The sequence below is a fragment of the Tumidithrix elongata BACA0141 genome, assembly GCF_036349135.1.
Taxonomy (GTDB): domain Bacteria; phylum Cyanobacteriota; class Cyanobacteriia; order Pseudanabaenales; family Pseudanabaenaceae; genus Tumidithrix; species Tumidithrix elongata.
This window is the reverse complement of the sequence record NZ_JAZBJZ010000054.1, coordinates 11,099-31,502: the sequence shown is the minus strand read 5'-3', so window position 1 is coordinate 31,502 and position 20,404 is coordinate 11,099. Positions and strand designations below refer to the sequence as shown.

Below are 20,404 nucleotides of genomic sequence, written 5' to 3'. Positions count from 1 at the left end.
GAAGTATTCTTTGCTTCATCAGACCCCGTTGCATTTCATCCTTGAATTGGCCATTGGTTTATTTCATGCTTTTATCCTGAACTGACTTTGGAGTGATTTTTGATGAAATCTATGCTGCTGGTTGCACAACTCACGGACATTCATTTGTTTGGCGATCGCGACGCCGCACTTTGGGGAATCAAAACGGAGGATTCTTTTCAAGCCGTATTGGCAGAAGTTACGAACCTCAATCCTCAGCCCGACCTGCTGATTTTAACGGGCGATCTAACCCAAGATGGTGATGAAGCTGCCTATATGCGCCTCCGAGACGCTCTTCGACCGTTAAATATCGATACATACTGTTTGGCAGGAAATCACGACGATCTCGACCTCATGCCCTCAATCCTTCAGGGGGATCGTATTTTTGCGGCAAATTCCAGCACGAACCCAAATTCTAGAATCCAAAGAGGGAATTGGCAGTTTCTCTTTCTCAACTCCGTTCTTATCGGGGAAGTGGATGGTTTGCTCTCAGCCCAAAGTTTGGCGTGGCTTGAAGAGCAGCTACAGCGCTATGTCGAGATGCCCACTCTGATTGCTTTTCATCATCCCGCCTTGCCCGTGGGCTGTGATTGGATGGATAGCATTGCCCTGCGAAATCAGCAGGAATTTTGGCAGATTTGCGATCGCTTCCCACAAATACAAGTTGCGATCAACGGTCACGCCCACCAAGCGTTCGATCTCCTGCATAAAACTGTACATAACCAAATTCGCTACTACGTCACACCCTCAACCTGCATTCAATTTAAGCCCAATACGCCAAAATTTCAGATCGATTCGCGATCGCCTGGCTTTCGTTTGCTGTCTCTGTTTCCCAATGGCAATGTCGAAACTACCGTACATCGCCTCGCAGAATCGAGATTCCAACCCGATCTGACCGTTAAAGGTTATTAAACGCAATTTCAAATTACTTGTGAGATTTAGGTTTCGGCGCAGTTCGGCTGCGCTCGCCGAACTCAGGTTGCGATTAAAGAAAACTCAAGCGCTTTACTTTGCGTAGGACAAACAAACTGCCCTCATTTCCTCGACCAATGCGCAGATCGTCGTCGAGATAGGTCGTTTCTAGCCATCCCCGTTGTTCTCGATTTTTGATTTTGGAATCGATCGCCCTAAGTTTCTGCCCAGAGGCTAAAATCTCTACAAAATCGCTGATATTCCGATAGCCGATTAGACGTTGCGAACCAATGACAAACCGCTCGAAGTTTACCTTGACCCGTAGGTCAGACACTACTGTGAAGCTGGCACAAACACTCACCAATCCTTCTAGCAACGGCAAGCTCATAAGCTCCGCCACATTGTAAATTTTGCCCTCAGCAGCGCGAACGCATTGATAGATCTGCCCAAGTTTCACAAATGGTAAGCGATCGAATCCCAGCAAGTCTTTACTCGTGGTAAACAGCAATTGCCAATCGCCCGTCAGCAATTCCGCTGCTTCTGTTGGCTTCGGTGTGGGATTCATCTCCTCAAGATAGGCTACAGCCGAAAAGATCGCGATTTTCTGCACTTCAGTAATTTGGATGCCTCGATTTACAGGTGCGATCGCTTTTAAAAGGTTGTCTTTTTTGCTCATGGTTTTAGCTTAGCTTTTCATTCAGATACTGCATAAATCCCCAATCCTTACCCATGAGATAATCATGCCATCACCGCTAACAAGCAAAAGTTCTCCCTAGCGATCGACAGTTTACCTTAATTTTAGATAATGGCAGAAATTACACGAGAGCAAGTTTTAGAAAGATTTGCCTCAGGCATCAATCTCACAGGCTTAGATCTATCTTGGTTAGACCTACATGATACCAACCTAGAGGGAGCCAATTTTGAGAATAGTAACCTAGAGGGAGCCGATCTATTTAATGCCAATCTAGAGAATGCCAATCTTACTGGCGCAAATCTCTATGGCGTATATCTTTATGGCGCAAATTTGAAAGGAGCAAATCTTACAAATGCAAATCTTACCCGTGCAGATCTAGAAGAAACTAACCTAACCGGGGCAAATCTCACCAATACAAACCTAATTGGTACAAATATGAGAAATTCGATCTCATAGGGGGCAGTGCCCCAGTATTTATCCAAAACAATAAGGGCAACTCTACAGTGGTTGCCCTTATTGCTAGATATTCTGTTTGATGGAAATCACTTAACGCTTAATGGGCTCATCTCGGTACCACCAAGCCAAAATTTGCACCCAGTTCCAACCGAGTTTTGCCATTTGTTGGGACATTTCTTGATCGAGATGTTGACCATCGGAAACTGGCATATAGCCATTGCCCCAGCTCACCCAGTTGCGTTGCAATCTGGCGCGATAGTAACCCTTAAACCCAGGGCGGAGCATATAACCTGCCGTAGAAGCCACTGCCTGATCGCTGCGGGGATGAATCAAGGGCACAGCTTGAGAATTGTTGGCATCGTAACGATAAAATCCTGAATATACTTGATCGCGAGTGTCGCTCACTAAATCGTAGGGAGCATCACCCCATTTGCGCTGACGTTGCGTGTTGATGGCATAACTACGAGCAGCCACAGCCTGAGCCATGAGCGCATCCATGTGCCAGCTTGCAGGCATCTCGCTCGGTACGACACTACGTAAGTATTCTTCGAGGCTTAAAATATTTACTGCAACTGCCTTGTTATTCCAAGAGCGAATCTCCATTTCGCCGGGGTACAACGTACTTCCTACCTGAACCAGTCCGTTGTTAGAAGGTACGATCCGATTGACAGTAGAGGTCGGAAGTGTATACCAACGACCTGGATCGAGCCGACGATTTTGTCCTGAAACTTGTAAAACCGAGGGCTGAGTTACGGCAACTGACATTTGAGAGCCAGAATCTTCTTTAACTAAAACCCTTAAAATTGTTGCAGCCGCTGCTTGGGATATGTTCGCTAAAAATAAAAATGACAGGGTTAAAACTAGCGTTTGTATTCTTTTGGAGAAGCTCTTAATCATTTGGTTTATCTCACACCTAGACAAATAACAAGCACTATCCACAGTAATACTCAACACATAAAGACTAAACAAAAGCTTGAAATCGTGCTTTTTGCCAGCTTAATTATGAGTGGCGCGCTAAGAACTAAAGATAGTAGAAAGTGTATCAAACTGTCTACATTTTTTTAAAGCTTTTGTTTGAAAAATATAAATACGTTAAGTGGCAAATTTCGCTCAAATCTTTAAATTCTCAAGAAATCGATCTGGATTTCTGTGGATTTAGATATTATGTAGCTAGGAGAGTAAGCGGGCAGTTGCGGGGTTGGGTTTTCCCAGCTCTGAGGAAAGTCCGGGCTTCCACAAAGACCAAACTGCTGGGTAACGCCCAGTGCGAGCGATCGCGAGGATAGTGCCACAGAAAGATACCGCCTTGAGCAATTGGCAATTTGCGATCGGCTTTCGAGCTAAGAGCGAAAAGCTAGTGATGCATAGGTAAGGGTGCAAAGGTGCGGTAAGAGCGCACCAGCGGAGTCGAGAGGCTCTGGCTCGGTAAACCCCAGTTGGAAGCAAGGCGAGAGAGTTAAAGGAATTTGGTCTTTATTTCCTTGTACTCGTTATCTATAAAGCTTTTGCCTGTGAAAGCAGACATTGTTTGTAGATGTGAGCCGCTAGAGGTATCTGGCAACAGATATCCCAGATAGATAACTGCTAATTTTAGTATTTAGATTCAGTTAGAGATTTAGCCAAAAGCGAATTGCTAATGACTAATTGCTAAATTAAACAGAACCCGGCTTATGTCTTACTCTTTCTCAACCAAAAATTTAGTCGCATTTGTAACACAAAAGTAGATTTTATATCTACAAAGATCGTGAAAATTGGGTGCTTCAATTGCGTGAAAATATCTATTTAGCCTAGGTTTATGGGCTTTTACGCTAGATATAGACGTTATTCAACTTCATACTACCAAGCAAGAAATTATGGGAATTATTCCCAAGCCGATTAAAAAACTGGTTTGTTGTCCTCCTCAACAATGGTTAGGTAGAGCAGTAATGGGCTTAACCTTTGTTTGTTTAACCAGTACCTTAAGTTTTCGTTTCTATGCAGAGCCAAAGTTAACCGAAGGTACTTTTGTAGACAGTGATATTCGTGCTACGAAAACGATTGATGCCATTGATGCCGAAGCGACACGTCTGGCAAAAGAACGCGTTAAGCAGCAAGTGATTGTTTATCGGCTTAGCAATGAGGCAAATGATGAAATCACGAAACATCTTGAAGAGATTTTAAAGGTCGGCGACCAAATTCGGCAAATCATGGGAGCATTTCCCTACTTGCCCAATAGCTCCCTCAATCCTGAAGTCCAGTTATATCTGCGATCGATTTCTGATGCTGAGTGGCAAGCCATTAAGTCAAGCTCAAACCCAACCATCAATCTACCCAATATTAATTGGAACGCCTTACAACCTGCGTTAAATCAGTCTGAGACCTTTAATTTTGCGGTGTTTGAGCTGCAACACCAAAAATCTGTGGTATCTGCTAAAGCTTATCAAGATCTAATCGATCGCATTGAGCAAGCTAGACAAGCTTATAAACTTGCCAAAGCCAAGCTGCTCGAAGGTCCAGATATGTTTCGCGATCGCTTATTAGATCTTACGAATACAGAGTGGGAGTTAGATAAACTCAACATTCGTAGCGCCATCTCTAGCCTTTTATCAGCCGGCATTGTCTCGGGGCTACCTGAAGAAGTCGTAAAATACCGCATTGAAAATCTCCGAGAATTATCGCTCGACCCTGTGCGACGGCGTCTGGCGATCGCCTTACTCACTAAGGTTATAAAGCCGAACTTGATCGTGGATGAGGCAGCTACAGCCGAGAAAGTAGCCAAAGCAATGTCCAGCGTCGAGCCCAAGATGGTGAGGCTGCAAGCAGGTGAAGTTATTGTTAAGGCTGGTGAAAAAATCACTGCCCGAGAGTTTATGTTCTTAGACGAACTGGGTTTGACTCAGCGTCGTACAAACTTGGTTGGCATTGCTGGGATTGCTGTAGGTACAGCTCTTGCCATGCTGATCTTAGCTCTAGTCCTTAAGCATGGGTCGTCTTGGTTAAATGTTCGGTTGAAATTGAAAGATCTGCTCGTGATCGCGATCGTTGGTAATAGCGCGGCTTTGGCAGGCATATTCTTAACTTCCAGCACGCTAGCGTTTTTTCCCCTTGCGAGTATGGGACTGATGCTAGGTAGTTTTTACGGCTCTAGATTAGCCACCTTAGTAACGGCACTACTCTCTGGTCTGATTGCGGTGGGAATTAGTGCCAATTTCATCACCTACTGTCCAATTTTAGTGGGCGCACTGTTGGCTGCGATAATTACCAATCGTCCTTATACCCGATCGCATTTGGCAGCCGCAGGCATTATTGTGGCAGTTGCACAGGCAGCGGTCTTTATCGCGATCGCTGTGACAGTGGGGTCAATTTCACCATTTGTATTAGTAGCAACTGCTTTACAGTATGGGGCAAGTGGTTTAATTGCTGCGATCGTCGCATTAGGCGCAATTCCCTATTTAGAGCAAATTTCCTATACGCTGACGCCGTTTCGTTTGGCAGAACTTGCCAATTTAGATCGCCCCTTGCTGCGACGCTTGGTAACTGAAGCTCCTGGCACATTTCAGCACACCCTATTTGTGGCAAACTTGGCAGAGGCGGCTGCAAGGGAGCTGGGAGCAGACACAACCTTAGTTAGAACTGGAACGCTCTATCACGACATTGGCAAAACCCTCCGCCCAGAATATTTCATCGAAAATCAAATGGGGCAAACGAATCCCCATGACCTGTTAGACGATCCTTGGCGGAGTGCCCAGATGATTAAAGAGCATGTCTCAGGTGGCATTAAATTAGCGCAGAAATATCATCTGCCCGAAATTTTGCAGGCTTTTATCCCCGAACATCAAGGCACGATCGCGATCTACTACTTTTATTGCAAAGCCAGAGAGCGATCGCCCGAAATTTCAGAGGCAGAATTTCGTTACGAAGGTCCAATTCCACAGTCTCGCGAAACGGGGATTGTCATGCTAGCCGATGCTTGCGAAGCTGCTTTGCGCTCTCTAGGGAATGACACTACCCTCGAAAAAGGAAGTGAAATGCTGATGAGGATCTTTCAATCGCGTTGGGATGATGGGCAGTTGCGCGATTCTGGCTTAACCCCTGCGGATATGGAACGCATTGCACCTGTATTTATTAAAATTTGGCAAGAACGCAATCACGGTCGCATCAAATATCCAGCCCTCGCAAAAAAGCTCGATCCCTCAGGTTCGGCGATGCCCGACCAAGCCTGCAATAGTTGTAATGGGCAAACAGAGATTGCTGGAATTCTGGTACCCATTCAAACCGTTCCGATTCCAAAGACAACTGTGGGTAGCCAAAGCTGACATAGAGGCACTGCTAGACTTCAGATAGACTTCAGACTCTCGCTTTACAAAGATGTCTGGGGCAGACACGCACTATCCACTGCTCCGATCGAATTTTACTGGAACTTACATTGTGAATTACCTACAGGATATTCTTCCTTTTATCCAACACCTAAGCGATCGCGTCGGCGAACAACTCCTGAAAGATTTTGAGCAGGTCAGAATCGCCGAGCAAAAATCGGATGGAAGTTTGGTGACCAAATCCGATCGCTGGGCCGATGAATATATCAAAACAGCATTACAAACTGAATTTCCCAATTTTGCTGTGTTAACCGAAGAATCGGCTCGCACGTTGCCCCATACGGAATGGTGTTGGGTGGTCGATCCTTTAGATGGAACCACCAACTTTGCACGAGGTATTCCAATCTGGGCAATTTCTTTGGGGCTACTACACTACGGTGTGCCAGTATTTGGCTTTGTTTCTATTCCCCCATTGCGTCATTCCCTCTATGGATGGTTTACCGAAGCAGATAGAGATCATCAAGGCGCTAATGCCGCTTTTCTCAACGGTCATCCTTTGCAGGTTAATTCTGCTCCACCTTTGCTGACAAACTTGGGAAGCCATTTGTTTAGTAGTTGTTCGCGCAGTTTGGAGGCGATTCCCTTCGGGATGCATACTGCCGCAACAACAAAACTCCCTGCAAAACTGCGAATGCTCGGTGTTGCAAGCTATAACTTGCTGACTGTTGCCACGGGCGCAACCATAGCAGCCGTGGAAGCCACGCCAAAAATCTGGGATATCGCCGCCGCATGGGCAATCTTACAGGCAGCAGGTGCAATCTGGATTCCCCTAGAGTCGCAACCCATCTTTCCTTTAGAATTTGGTAAAAATTATAGCGATCGCAACTTCCCTACCTTAGTGGTTAGCCATACTGAACTTTTACCGATCTTTCACCCCTTAGTTTCACCCCTGCTCCGAAATTAGGAGATTTTCGCTAAAATATACCGTCAATGTTAGCTTCGACTTCGCTCAGTCAAGGTTGACGAAGTCTTGGGCAGCAAGTGCAACCAAATTACAAAGTCACAGTCATTTTTGGTACCTTTATTCAACTATACGTCTGATGCAAAACCTCGAACAACTTTTAGCACAAGAGCTTTCTCTACGGTCTGGGCAAATCAAAAATGCTTTAGAACTATTTGCCGAAGGTGCAACCATTCCTTTCATCGCTCGCTATCGTAAAGAGCGCACGGGAGAGATGAATGAAGTCCAGCTACGGGATTTGCAAGACCGCTATACCTATCTCACCGAGTTGCACGATCGCAAAACGACCATTCTCCAAGCGATCACCAATCTGGGCAAATTAACCGACGACCTCAAAGCCAAAATCGAAGCCAGTACCCAAAAAACGGAATTGGAAGATCTCTATCTTCCCTATCGCCCCAAACGCAGAACCAGAGCGACGATTGCTAGGGAAAAGGGGTTGGAACCTCTGGCAGAAGCCATTAAAGCGCTCAATCATCCTCATATCTCTACAGTATCCCTAGAGCAATCAGCGGCAAAATATTTATCTGAACAGGTTAAGACCGTTGAGGATGCCCTAAAGGGAGCAGCGGATATTCTTGCGGAAGAGGTGGCAGAAAACGCAGAATATCGCGCCTATTTGCGATCGCTTTTGCTCGAGACGGGCATCTTTGTCTCCCAGATCGAAGACGCGCACCCAGAAGGTACGACCAAGTTTGAAATGTACCGCGAATATCAGGCTAAGGTGAAGGCGATCGCGCCCCATAATCTGCTAGCCCTGTTGCGTGGCGAAACCGAGGAAGTTCTCACACTTACGCTCAATTTTGATGAAGATACTGTCCTCTCCTATCTGGAATCGCAGCAGATTCAAACAAAAAACTCCGCAATGCGGCAGTTTTATCGAGACATGCTCAAGGATTCCTTTAATCGCTTGATGAGAACTTCCTTAATTGCAGCGGTAACTGCTGAGAAGAAAGCTTGGGCAGATGGTGAGTCCATCAAAACCTTTGAAACCAACTTACGGGATTTGCTCCTCGCGGCTCCCGCAGGGATGAAACCGACCCTAGCGATCGACCCCGGCTTCCGCACGGGCTGTAAGACTGCTGCGATCGACGAGACAGGTAAATTCCTAGAATATCAAACGATTTTCCCGCACCAGTCCGTTGCCCAAAGAGAACAGGCGGCGCGAACCTTGAGAACGCTGATTGAGAAATATCAGATTCAACTGATTGCGATCGGCAATGGTACAGCGGGAAGAGAAACCGATACTTTTGTCGCTGAAGCACTTCAGGGACTGGCTCGACCACCCGTTAAGGTAATGGTCAATGAATCGGGTGCATCGATCTATTCTGCCAGTCCAGTGGCAATTTCAGAGTTCCCCGATCTGGACTTGACGGTACGTGGTGCGGTCAGCATTGGGCGACGCCTGCAAGATCCCCTAGCGGAACTGGTGAAGATCGATCCAAAATCCATTGGCGTGGGGCAGTATCAGCATGATGTCGATCAAAAATTGCTCAAAAAGAAACTGGATGAAACCGTAGAGAGCTGCGTCAACTATGTGGGCGTAGACCTGAATACGGCTTCCAAAGAGCTACTTGCCTTCGTATCTGGGCTGAGCCCCAGTGTCGCCAATAATATCGTCGCCTATCGCAATCAAAACGGTGCGTTTCGCGATCGCCGCCATTTGCTAAAAGTCCCCAAGTTGGGCGCAAAAGCCTTCGAGCAAGCAGCAGGCTTCCTGCGAATTCGCGGCGGTGACAATCCTTTAGACAATACTGCCGTTCATCCTGAAAGCTACGGTGTTGTGGAAGCGATCGCCCGCGATCTCAAGCTATCTCTGTCTGAAATTGCTCAGGCAAGTGACAAGCTCAAATCTGTAAATCTCAAGCAATATGTCACGGAAGCGATCGGAGAACCAACCCTGCGCGACATCCTACGAGAATTGGAAAAACCTGGGCGCGACCCCCGTGCGGAATTTAAATATGCCACCTTCAGCGATGCTGTCCAAGCGATGTCCGATCTAGAAATTGGCATGGAATTAGAAGGCATCATTACCAATGTCGCCAACTTCGGCGCTTTTGTTGATATTGGCGTACATCAAGATGGATTGATTCACGTCTCGCAGTTAGCCGATCGCTTTGTCAGCGATCCAAAGCAGATTGTAAAAGTGGGACAGGTCGTCAAAGTAAGGGTTCTAGAAGTGAACGAATCTTTGAAACGCATTAGTTTATCCATGAAGTCATCGGAATCTTCTAGATCCACAGGTGCGTTAGAAAAGAAACCCAGTCAAGAGATCGTGACGCAAAAACGAGATCGACCCCAAGCACAAAAATCTCAAACCCAAAAACCTGCCACCCTTGACGATCTGCAAGCTAAGTTTGGACGCAAACAGCGCCCCAATCGATAGCTGGATTGGACAGGAATAATAATCCTGCTGCGTGCGATCGCCGCATCATCAATTTTGCGATCTTACGATATGATAATGATTATCATTATTACAATCGAGCGTACCTATGGCTGGCAGAATTAACCTTTCATCGTTACTTAGCGCGGGACTATTGGCGATCGCTACCAGTCTTGCTGCCTGTAACTCCACGACGGAAACCAATCCCCCCATCAGTAGTGCAACGCCAACAACGAAAGCGGCTCCAACGGCAGCCGCAAAAACTGAAAAGCTACCCCTAGTCGTTGCCACCAACACCGTCACCTGCGGTCTAACCAAGCAAATTGCTGGCGATACAATCGAACTCAAATGCCTGATCGATCCGGGTTCCGATCCTCATGTGTATCAGCCTAAACCCGACGATCGCAAAGCGATCGAAGCAGCGCAGTTGGTTCTATACGGTGGATATGACTTTGAACCAAGTTTAATCAAGCTGATTCAAGCAACCTCAAGTTCTGCGCCCAAAATCGCTGTCGATGAAATTGCTGTTCCTAATCCCCAAAAATTTAATGAAGATGGCAAAACCGTTCCAGACCCTCACGTTTGGCACAATGCAAAAAATGGTATTGAAATTGCTAAGACCATTAGTAAAAATTTGACTGCACTTAGACCCGACCAATCGGAAACCTATGCTCAGAACACAATCAAAATCACCAACGAACTAGAGCAAATTGATAGTTGGATTAAAGCGCAAATTGCCACAATTCCTGTGAGTTCGCGCAAACTCGTAACTACCCATGATGCGCTTGGGTATTACGCAAAAGCCTATAATCTTCCCCTTGAGGGAGCGCTCAGTGGCATCAGTACAGATGAGCGACCCACACCAACAAGAGTAAAAGAACTCGTAAAAGTGATTAAGGAAGCTAATGTTCCCACTATATTCGCTGAAGTTACGATCAATCCCAAATTGATCGATGCGGTTGCCAAAGAAGCCAATGTTAAGGTTTCGGAACGCGAATTATTTGCGGATGGGTTGGGCGAAAAGGGTAGCGAAGGTGAGACCTATGCAGGGATGCTGATAGCCAATACCCGTACAATTGTTGAAGGTCTAGGCGGGAAGTATACCCCCTTTCAAATGAAATAGAATAACCTGAATTCGGGTTAAGGATTTCGGAACAAAGCAAGCCAACTTGCTGGAATCGAGAGGTTTGATCCCCCCGCCCTATCGGGCATCCCCCTTGAAAAAAGGAAGTGAGTTCTCCCCCCTTTTTTCAAGGGGGGGCTGGGGGGGATCCTTGGGATGTATAGCGTTTCAGGTTTTCTTATCCCGAACTGACGTTAGACTACTAGGATTTTACTCGGCAAAGAACTCAAAATAATAGGGACGAATTCCTGCATGGGCAAGATCGATGTAGCGAAGCGTTTTGCTCCAGCTTGGCGTACAGATCAACACTGGCTTATTGGTTTCTGGGTTTGTGTATCGGACAAATCCACCTTCACAATCAAATCCATGATTTTTTTCACCTTTTTTGGGCATGGAATAGGGTGAATAGAAGTGGGTTGCACCTCCAGTAAAATCGCGAACCTTGCCAGCAAGAAGTTGTTTTGCCAGTTCCGCATATTCGGGATAGAGGGTGGGATCTTGATCGATCGCATAGTGATAAAAGTTTCCAGCCTTGACAACTTCTTGAACATTCTTAGAGCCAGCCTTTTTCATGCGATTGATCACGGTTAAGCCCACTGCTTGCCGTTCGCTCTTATTCCCGATGGAAGCCTCTGAGATCAGAACCCTTGCCAAGATTTGCTCGTTATTGACAACAGGTTCTACAACAACTTTTTTAGGAAGTTCTTTGACATTTTGATAAGAGTCAACCAAGATGACGGCAAAAGTGAGAAGTGCGATCGCTAAAGGTAGGAAATTTCTTCTGAGCCATGCAGAGCTACCAAATGCTTGTTTGGTTGACGTACCTATACTTTCGTTCGTACTCTCGACTGTACTTTTGTTAGTACTATCCATTGGTAACTAGCCCCAAATTCCTGAATAAAATCTAAATATCTATATGCACATATCTCCATTCGCTTAAGCCCTCAAGCGATCTAATTGTAAATTGCTGCGTGAATTTCATGCAAACTTTATCTAAAAATTGCCGCGATCGCGGTTTGAATGGCATCTTTTTGCTCGCGATCGTAGCCCCATTTTTTCAGGAAAGCACTATATTTATCGTCATCAACCTGACCATGATCCCGACCACTACCCGTTTGGACTTCATGGGCTTGAGCTGAGGCATACATCAACTTAGCCAGCCGATCGATTTCATCAAGATTAAGCAATGTCATCAAATGAGCTGTGCGTTTTGCCACGCGATCGGAACCTTGGGCTTGGGTTTCATTGTCCATGCGTCGATGGGCGATCGCCATTGCCGTAGACATTGCCAAATTTTTGACCAATAATTCCGCGCCCGGCTCAGGCACAGCTTGCAAAGCCCGAATAATTCCCTCACTGGGACGATCTGCCAGTTGCCAATCACCTGTGAGATAACAAACAAAAAAGCCTCTTGCCCCATTCTCAGTGGCTACTAAGTTCGTAATTTCAGCCTGCAAATCAGCATCAGTAAGCTCTGTATGGTTTAGAAGTTTTTCGGTGTAAGCGATCGCTTGCTCAAAGCTGAGAGTATCGGTGGGATTTTGCGTAGATTGAAAGGTCATAGATCGCTATTTTGTGATTACCAAAGGGAAATAATTGATTGCTTGTACTACTATTCTGTTTGTTATTAAGAGAAGTGCTTTGACTGTTTGTGAGGGCAGTTCGGTAAGATAGACGTACAAGCAACAGCGATATTGGCAAACAGACTAGCAGGTGTGATTTAAAGATTAAAGCAAAGAGATTTCACGCACACAATGAGTAAAGACACCTATGGCAATTATTTCTTCTAGTGGTGGTAATCAAAAAGGGGATAAAGACAACACACCACCAAATCGCGGTGCAGCTAGGGGTTCCAATGCCTCTGGAACGGGTGTCTCTAAACCTTCCTCAAACAAGTCGCAACAGGCTCCTTCCCAAAATGAGCCAGAGCAAAAGTCACTCGACCTATTACAAGCCGTTGCCAATCCCGAAGAGAAACTTGCCGAATCAACGCCTGCTTCGGTTGAGATCGGTATTCGCCCTCAAAGCCTTGCGGAATATATCGGGCAAAAAGATCTCAAAGAACTTCTGCACATCGCGATCGCAGCGGCTAAATCTCGTTCTTCTGCGCTCGATCACCTTTTATTTTATGGCTCTGCGGGTTTGGGAAAGACTTCGTTAGCCTTGATTATTGCGCAAGAAATGGGCGTACAGTGCAAAATTACCTCTGCCCCAGCCCTAGAACGTCCCCGTGATGTGGCAGGCTTACTCGTTTCGCTGCAAGCTGGAGATATTCTATTTATTGACGAAATCCATCGCTTGCCTCACGTTACCGAAGAGATTCTCTATCCTGCCATGGAGGACTATCGCCTCGATATCACAATTGGAAAAGGACAATCGGCAAGAATTCGCAGTTTGCCATTACCAAAATTCACCTTGGTGGGGGCAACTACTCGCATTGGGGCTTTGTCTTCACCGCTTCGCGATCGCTTTGGCTTTGTGCAGCATCTGCGGTTCTATGAGGTAGACGAACTTGCCCAGATCGTATTGCGTAGCGCCCAAATCATGCAAACCCCCATTGACGAATTGGGAGCTGCCGCCATTGCAGCGCGATCGCGGGGCACACCTCGAATTGCTAACCGTTTGCTCAAACGCGTGCGCGACTATGCTGAAGTCAAAGCCAATGGGGAAATTACCGAAGCGATCGCCGAGGCAGCATTGGAACTCTTTAACGTCGATCCCAAGGGATTGGATTGGATCGATCGCAAATTACTGACGGTGATGATTGAGAACTTTAACGGTGGGCCCGTCGGTCTAGACACGATGGCGGCGGCTACGGGTGAAGATACGCAAACGATAGAAGATGTTTACGAACCCTATCTTTTGCAAATTGGTTATATCAATCGCACCCCTAGAGGACGTGTGGCGACTGCCGCCGCATGGCGACATCTCGGCTACGCAGCTCAAACTGAATTGAAGTTCTAAAAAACTGGCAAATTTGGAAGTGTAAAAGCTTCTGTGTTAGAGTTAAGTGACTTTATTGCGAAAAAAATATGGTTTCTAGTTGGCTAGGTACGCAAAGGTCAGCCAAGAGCGTCGCAAAAGACAAGATCTCAGAATTTAACATGAGCTGGCGAAATTTATTTGGCTCTCTCCTTCTCAGCTTGATTCCAATTTCCTGCGTTACACTACCCGTACATGCAGCAGAACGGATTAAAGTCTCATTTGGCCCCCTCGACTTGGGCATATCCGTTCGCGAGCTAGCCACATTTGCCAAAGAAGGAAAAGTTGGAGATGAGTTGGAATCCTATCTGAGTCGCATTGCCACGAATGAAGACAGAAAATATATTCGAGATTACCTGAATTTCAGAGCCGATGTTAAGCCTCTTCAGGTCGCTCAATTCTTTTATTCCTCGGTTGGGGTGCAAATTCTCGACTACATGGGCGAACATATTCTGGCAGGAAACAAACAGAATGGAAGTATCGCCATTCGCGCTGCCTTGATCTTGGCTGCTTCCGATCCAGAGGGATTAACGGCTGTCAACTTTTTGAAATTTTTCCCCACAGATGAAATTCGCCTCAACTCCGATGAAATCTTTACAACTGCCTCAAAAATCGAGAAGTTGGTAAAGCAGACAAATGGTGCGATCGCCGCGATTGGAAAATTGTCTGCGCTGCAAGCCCAATCAGAGCCAGCGATCGATCTTGTGAAATTACAGGCGCAAAACCTCGGACAGTCCGGTAAATTCTCTTATAAAGTAGAAACCGTTACCTTAAAAGATAGCCGCCGCAATCGCTCTTTGGTAGTGGATTTCTACTTACCACAGGGACTCTCTGCACCTGCACCCGTGGTGGTTCTATCCCACGGATTGGCTTCTAATCGCCAACATTTTGCCGATCTAGCCAAACATTTTGCTTCCTATGGGTTTGTGGCTGCCGTACCGCAGCATCCTGGTAGTGATTCCGTGCAAGTAGAGAATTTACTCAGAGGCTATAAAAAAGAAGTCTTTGATGTGAATGAATTTGTCGATCGCCCCCTAGACATTCGCTTTATCTTAGATGAGATGGGAAGGCGCTATCCCGATCGCATTAACCTTCAGCAAGTGGCAGTGATGGGGCATTCCTTTGGGGGATACACCGCTTTGATGGTGGCTGGGGCAACAATTGATTTCGAGCAACTGACCAAAGAATGTACGAAGGGCTTTAACGGTACAAATGCCTCTCTGCTCGTACAGTGCGAAGCTTTAAAACTGCCCCGTGAAGCCTATAATTTTAAGGACGATCGCGTTAAGTTAGCCATTGTCGTCAATCCCATTGATAGCAGTATTTTAGGAGCATCGGGATTGAGTAAGATCGAAATTCCTGTGGCGATCTTTGCCAGTAGTGATGATGCCGTCGCGCCGATCGTGCTCGAACAGGTGGAACCTTTTACTTGGCTCAAAAATTCCGATCGCTATCTTTTGCTCGCGAAGGGAGTAGGTCATGTATTCGATGTTAAATCTTTCCTTCGCACCTTAGCCCCATCGATCGCTTTGTTTATTCCCTCGCAAGACGTGGACGCTCTAGACGAGTACGATCGCATTTTCTATCTAGCTATGCTAGAAACCCATCTAGCCCATCGTCCTGAGTATCGTCCTTTCTTGCAGGCTTCCTACGCGATCGCCACCACCAAAGATCCCAACAAGGTGAATGTTCTGAATTCTTTAACCGAGGCACAATTTCAAAAAATGCTGGTTGGCGAGCCTTAGCTTCTGAGACCCTTCTTCCAGTCGTGTTGTCATCGCTTCTAAGCGAACCACTTTTAAGGGAGAATCTGCGATCGCAGTTTTGTTAGCAAATTTTCATTATCCTGTCGTATTTAAATCATGAGCGCTGCGATCTCAACTGCTTAAATTATCAATTAGGGTGACAAGCAAATGATAATTATCCTTTTGCCCCTGTTGCTTAAACAGCCGCGTTGCCTCGTTGTAATCTGCGATCGCCCCGATTTTGTCCCCCAATTGATATTTTGCATACCCACGGGAGTTAAAGGCGTAGGCATCGTTGGGTTCGAGACGAATCACTTCAGTAAAATCGGCGATCGCGCCTTCATAGTCGCCTAGTTCGGATTTGGCATAGCCGCGATCGATATAGGCACCCGCATCATTGGAGTCAAGTTGGATTGCTTCAGTAAAATCGGCGATCGCGCCTTTATAGTCCCCTAACGCTTCCTTGGCATAGCCGCGATCGATATAAGCTCCAGAATATTTGGGGCTAAGCCGAATAGCTTCTGAAAAATCAGCGATCGCACCGTCATAGTTTTCTGTTTTGATCTTCACAATACCTAGACCACGGTAAACAGCCGCAAACTTAAACATTCCTAAGATCTTATTAACATTCATCGCCTTTTCCTCTCAACATCTTTCGACCATAAACTCAATTTACTCGGAAAAAATTCATGGTGAGGTGACTGGTATCGTCTTTGATTTGTGATTGCGATCGCAGGAAATGGTTGTGGCAGATCGTGACACCAACTTAAACCTAACGTGCAGTCGATCCTTTAGCCGCTAGGGGATTCATACTAATCGCAATCTAGACAAGCTTTTCGTAATTGCTTTAAAGAAATTGACTGGCAAAGCTATCATTAAGGGCAAACTTAATTTGGATAGCTCAATATATTATTCAAGGTTTTCAAGATCGACGGTTTTCAAGATCGTATGGGGAAACCTTAAACCTATTAAGCTATTTTTTCCTAATTTTGGGAATTTCTCGTTCAATCTGTTATCCCTACAAGCATGAGAACCTACATTCGAGATTACAAGTGGGGCAAGATCGTACTCCTGCACTACGACTTTATCAGTGATTTTGTCAATTTCTATGGGGAATGGGCTGATTTAGAAGTTTCTCTGTTTTTATCCATTCTGGAAGTTGGTGATGATGTCATTGAAGTGGGCTGCAACATTGGCACGCATACAATTCCACTATGTCAGTTTGTTGGCAATACGGGAAAGGTCATCGGGTTTGAGCCGCAAAGAGTTCTCTATCAAATGCTGTGTGGCAATATGGCAATAAATAATCTGACCAATGCCTATCTCTATCATGATGCCGTTGGGGATATGGATGGTGAGATTTATGTTCCTTCTCAAAACTATGACACAAAAGGCAATTATGGTGGATTGTCCTTAGGAAGTTATGCGTTTGGGGAGAAGATTGCTCTAAGAAGTCTTGATTCATTAGAAATAATCGGTAGCCTTACTAAGCTCAAGCTAATTAAAATTGACGTTGAAGGAATGGAGGCTAATGTCATTCAAGGTGCGAAGCATCTGATCTCAAAATTTAGACCCTTTTTATTTGTTGAGAACGATCGCAAAGACAAAGGCAATGCCTTAATTGATCTACTGCACGATCTAGAATATGACTGCTACTGGTTCTGTACGAGACGGTTTAACCCTAATAACTTCAATGGGGCAACCATAGATATCACGCAAGGAATTGGAGACTATAATGTGCTTTGCATTCCCAGAGAGCAGCACGAACGTCCGAGTTTCTTACAAAAAGTCAAGGATTTTAATGAGCTAGTTGAGAGAAAGGTTCATTGGGTCGAAGCCGTAGATCCAAATTGGTATAAGTCTTCTCGTCCTGTGAATTCAGAGAAGTCTACAAACGCTGATTTCCAAGAGAATGGTGGGATTTACGAGGGATTAGAACGAAGCATCGAGTTTTACCAGCAGGCGATCGCTACCAACCCAGACCTCAAATCAAATTATTGGCATCTTGGATTAGCATTACTTTTACAAGGGGAAGTAGAAGAGGCTCAAATGGTATGGCTATCTGCTGTCTCGGATATGTCACCCGAACAATTAGAATCTGCGCTAATAGAACTCACGCAAATCTTAGAGGCTGAAGCGCAAAACCGTGAGGCGATCGCTGATTTTGAGGTAGTCTGGTTAATCCGTCATCACATTTGCGAGAATAATCCCGAAGATTTAAATAATCTTCTAAAATTAATTCTGGCTTCCATAGAAATCAAACAGTTTGTCCCAGCCAATGACATCCATCTCGAACAGGCGATCGAACTGCTTACTTGCGAACCGTTAACTCATTTCGATCTTAGCCCTCCCATTCTTCTTTCTACGGTGCTAAAAAAGCTGGTTGAGCTTGCCTCCAATCTAAGTTCTGAAACCAAGGAAGAGCCAGAACCCATTCAGCCATTGATTGATGAATTTGCCGATGCATGTGTTTCCTATTACTGCGCTTTGCAAACAGAGAATCCTCATGTTGCGCGCTATCCCTATTTATTAGGTAGTATCTATGCTGAGATCGCTCGAACCGATGAAGCGATCGCTTGTTACAACCAAGCTCTAAAACTAAATCCTAACTATGCCGAGGTTTACTTTTGTTTGGGCAATATGGAATTACGGCAAGGGAATGAAGATCGAGCGATGGCACAATACCAGAAAGCAATTGCGATTCAACCGAACTTCCCAAAACCCTATGTAAATTTGGCTTATATTCTAGAAAGGCGATCGCAACTCGAATCCGCCACAATCCATTTGCGACAAGCAATTCAAATCGATCCAAGTTTTGCTGAAGCGTATAGAAATTTGGGCGTACTTTTAAGAAAGTTAGGTAGGGTCGAAGAAGCGATCACCGAATATCAGCAAGCACTGAAAATTAAGCCCAAGGATGCCTTAGCCTATGCGAATCTTGCTGACGCCTTTGTTGCTCTTGGAAGACTTGATGAGGCAATTCCTTACTATCAAGCTGTGACGACCCTGCAACCCAATCATGCAGGTGCTTATTACGAACTCGGTAATATCTTTTTTCGGAAAAACCAATTAGAGCAGGCAATTGAGAGCTATCAAACTGCGATTAACCTCAATCCTGAATTCATAGATGCTTACAATAATTTAATTTTGATTTTGATCGGAAAGACCGATCTAGGCGAGCCATTCTACAAACTATGGCGGCAAATCACAGACCAGTATGCCAATCTATCCGAACGGCTGCGTTTGCAAAACGGGGTGAATCAAGAGTGGATTTCTCCGATTACAAAGGTGATTAGAAGCAATCTAATGTCAGGCAATCATCAAGTTGCTTTAGATAAGTTTCTCGCGCTTGAAAAGGATTTCTATCGAGATCTTGACAATCTAACTCAGGCAGACATTGCAAATCTGTATGGCGAGCTTCTGTTTTTTGTTTTATTCCTGAGAGACGATCGCGCTGCAAATACAAAGTTTTTTCGACAGGTTGGCGAACGCTATGTAAACCATGTACTTAAGCCCAATCAAGACCCTGCCCTAGTTCAGGCATGCTCAAGTAGATTCCCCCCAGACATCAGCCAGAGAAAGCTAAAAATTGGGATTCTTTCCCGCAGTTTTCGCCGTCATGCTACGGCTTGGTGTTGTGGAAATTTTATTGAGGAGTTGGCAAAACTTACGCCGCATCTTTATCTCTACGATACAGGTAAGTATAGAGATGACGATTTAACGACTAAATTTGAGCAGATTGCTGCGAAATACTATCGCTCTGATGCCTCTACCGTACAGGAAATTGGTAAACTCGTCACAGCCGAACTTTTAAAAGATGAAGTCGATATCATGATAGAGCTTGATTCGATGATGAATGTTGTGAGTGCTGAAGTTCTCAACTACCATCCTGCACCTATTTGTGTATCTTGGCCGGGTTTAGAAGCTCCCTTTCTCTCTGAGCAAAATTATTTCCTTTGCGATCGCCACCTGATTCCTGAAGCCTGCGATCGCTACTACTTAGAACATATAATCAGAATGCCTGATTCCTATTTGGCGGTTACAGACTTAAAGCACGATCTGATCGATCGAGAGGTTGCGAGGCGATCGTTGGGCATCGCTCCCGATCAAATTGTCTATTTATCGATTACAGCAGGACATAAATTTAATCGAGCCGTAGCACATGCCGCAGTACAGATTTTACGGCAAGTTCCCCAAAGTATACTTTTATGTAAAGGCAAGGGCGATGCGGAGATTGTTCGAGGAGTGTATCAACAGGAATGTGATTTATTAGGAGTGACAAGCGATCGGATTAAATTTTTACCACCCCGTGCCAAAACAGAAGAAGCCCATCGCTCTACCTATCTACTGGCTGACGTTTTACTTGATTCGCATCCTTACAATAGCTGTACCCATAGCTTAGAAGCCATGTGGCTAAATTTACCTATCGTTACAATTGCGGGCGATCAATTTTTTGCTAGATTTGGCTACTCATTTTTGCAAACCCTCAACATCCAGGCAGGAATTGCGTGGAATTGGCAAGAATATATCGAGTGGGGCGTTAAACTTGGATTAGATCGGGAACTGCGAAATTCGATTCGAGCGCATTTAGCGAGATCGAAGCAACCTGAAACCCTATCGCCCCTATGGAATCCTAAAAAATTTGCTACAGATATGTACGCAATATTTGAGGAACTGTTGGATAAAAATTTCAAGCAAAATCTTGAGTAAGTAGAAATCACCCTATTGTTTATATGCGCCCAAAACCCACAACGATCGTCCAAAAGCTCCAAAAT

General features: G+C 45.3%; 14 protein-coding genes and 1 other RNA gene. 10 read left to right on the top strand and 5 right to left on the bottom strand.

The window, feature by feature from the left end; genetic code table 11:
• Positions 1-111: 111 nt before the first annotated feature.
• Complete coding sequence (cpdA, locus tag V2H45_RS14035; protein WP_330484273.1) at positions 112-930, top strand: 3',5'-cyclic-AMP phosphodiesterase; 819 nt, start codon at positions 112-114, stop codon at positions 928-930.
• 73 nt (positions 931-1,003) lie between these two features.
• On the opposite strand, the gene V2H45_RS14030 is transcribed toward cpdA, so the two are convergent.
• Entirely contained in the window at positions 1,004-1,606 is a 603-nt protein-coding gene (locus V2H45_RS14030) for a PAP/fibrillin family protein (protein WP_330484272.1), read from the bottom strand.
• 129 nt (positions 1,607-1,735) lie between these two features.
• Between V2H45_RS14030 and V2H45_RS14025 the strand changes: the two genes are divergently transcribed.
• Positions 1,736-2,080 (top strand): pentapeptide repeat-containing protein, encoded by a 345-nt coding sequence (locus tag V2H45_RS14025; RefSeq protein WP_330484271.1) that lies wholly within the window; start codon positions 1,736-1,738, stop codon positions 2,078-2,080.
• A gap of 90 nt (positions 2,081-2,170) precedes the next feature.
• Here V2H45_RS14025 and V2H45_RS14020 read toward each other — a convergent pair whose 3' ends face one another.
• Positions 2,171-2,977: a SpoIID/LytB domain-containing protein gene (locus V2H45_RS14020; RefSeq protein ID WP_330484270.1), complete on the bottom strand. Its 807-nt coding sequence runs from the start codon at positions 2,975-2,977 to the stop codon at positions 2,171-2,173.
• A 277-nt stretch (positions 2,978-3,254) separates the two neighbouring features.
• On the opposite strand from V2H45_RS14020, the gene rnpB reads away from it, so the two are divergent.
• The 5 genes from rnpB (at position 3,255) to V2H45_RS13995 (ending at position 10,902) form a co-directional block, all read left to right on the top strand.
• An RNA gene (gene rnpB, locus V2H45_RS14015) (RNase P RNA component class A) lies at positions 3,255-3,767 on the top strand.
• A gap of 166 nt (positions 3,768-3,933) precedes the next feature.
• Positions 3,934-6,375 (top strand): HD family phosphohydrolase, encoded by a 2,442-nt coding sequence (locus V2H45_RS14010; protein WP_330484269.1) that lies wholly within the window; start codon positions 3,934-3,936, stop codon positions 6,373-6,375.
• 52 nt (positions 6,376-6,427) lie between these two features.
• Entirely contained in the window at positions 6,428-7,339 is a 912-nt protein-coding gene (locus V2H45_RS14005; RefSeq protein ID WP_330484268.1) for an inositol monophosphatase family protein, read from the top strand.
• 136 nt (positions 7,340-7,475) lie between these two features.
• Positions 7,476-9,782 carry a Tex family protein gene (locus V2H45_RS14000; RefSeq protein ID WP_330484267.1) on the top strand — a complete coding sequence of 769 codons (2,307 nt, stop codon included), beginning with the start codon at positions 7,476-7,478 and terminating at the stop codon, positions 9,780-9,782.
• A gap of 106 nt (positions 9,783-9,888) precedes the next feature.
• Positions 9,889-10,902, top strand: coding sequence for a metal ABC transporter solute-binding protein, Zn/Mn family (locus tag V2H45_RS13995; RefSeq protein ID WP_330484266.1), 1,014 nt, complete (start codon positions 9,889-9,891; stop codon positions 10,900-10,902).
• A 210-nt stretch (positions 10,903-11,112) separates the two neighbouring features.
• On the opposite strand, the gene V2H45_RS13990 is transcribed toward V2H45_RS13995, so the two are convergent.
• Both V2H45_RS13990 and V2H45_RS13985 read right to left on the bottom strand, forming a co-directional pair.
• Positions 11,113-11,775: a cell wall hydrolase gene (locus tag V2H45_RS13990; RefSeq protein ID WP_330484265.1), complete on the bottom strand. Its 663-nt coding sequence runs from the start codon at positions 11,773-11,775 to the stop codon at positions 11,113-11,115.
• Positions 11,776-11,891: 116 nt separating this feature from the next.
• A complete protein-coding gene (locus tag V2H45_RS13985; RefSeq protein ID WP_330484264.1) occupies positions 11,892-12,464 on the bottom strand; it encodes a hypothetical protein in 573 nt (190 codons plus the stop codon).
• A gap of 208 nt (positions 12,465-12,672) precedes the next feature.
• On the opposite strand from V2H45_RS13985, the gene ruvB reads away from it, so the two are divergent.
• Both ruvB and V2H45_RS13975 read left to right on the top strand, forming a co-directional pair.
• Positions 12,673-13,866: a Holliday junction branch migration DNA helicase RuvB gene (ruvB, locus tag V2H45_RS13980; RefSeq protein ID WP_330484263.1), complete on the top strand. Its 1,194-nt coding sequence runs from the start codon at positions 12,673-12,675 to the stop codon at positions 13,864-13,866.
• Positions 13,867-13,934: 68 nt separating this feature from the next.
• Complete coding sequence (locus tag V2H45_RS13975) at positions 13,935-15,629, top strand: alpha/beta hydrolase (RefSeq protein WP_330484262.1); 1,695 nt, start codon at positions 13,935-13,937, stop codon at positions 15,627-15,629.
• Between the two features lie 132 nt (positions 15,630-15,761).
• On the opposite strand, the gene V2H45_RS13970 is transcribed toward V2H45_RS13975, so the two are convergent.
• Complete coding sequence (locus tag V2H45_RS13970) at positions 15,762-16,262, bottom strand: tetratricopeptide repeat protein (RefSeq protein WP_330484261.1); 501 nt, start codon at positions 16,260-16,262, stop codon at positions 15,762-15,764.
• Positions 16,263-16,655: 393 nt separating this feature from the next.
• Between V2H45_RS13970 and V2H45_RS13965 the strand changes: the two genes are divergently transcribed.
• The gene (locus V2H45_RS13965; RefSeq protein ID WP_330484260.1) at positions 16,656-20,339 is read left to right on the top strand and encodes an FkbM family methyltransferase; all 3,684 of its coding nucleotides are present in this window, start codon (positions 16,656-16,658) and stop codon (positions 20,337-20,339) included.
• Positions 20,340-20,404: the final 65 nt, after the last annotated feature.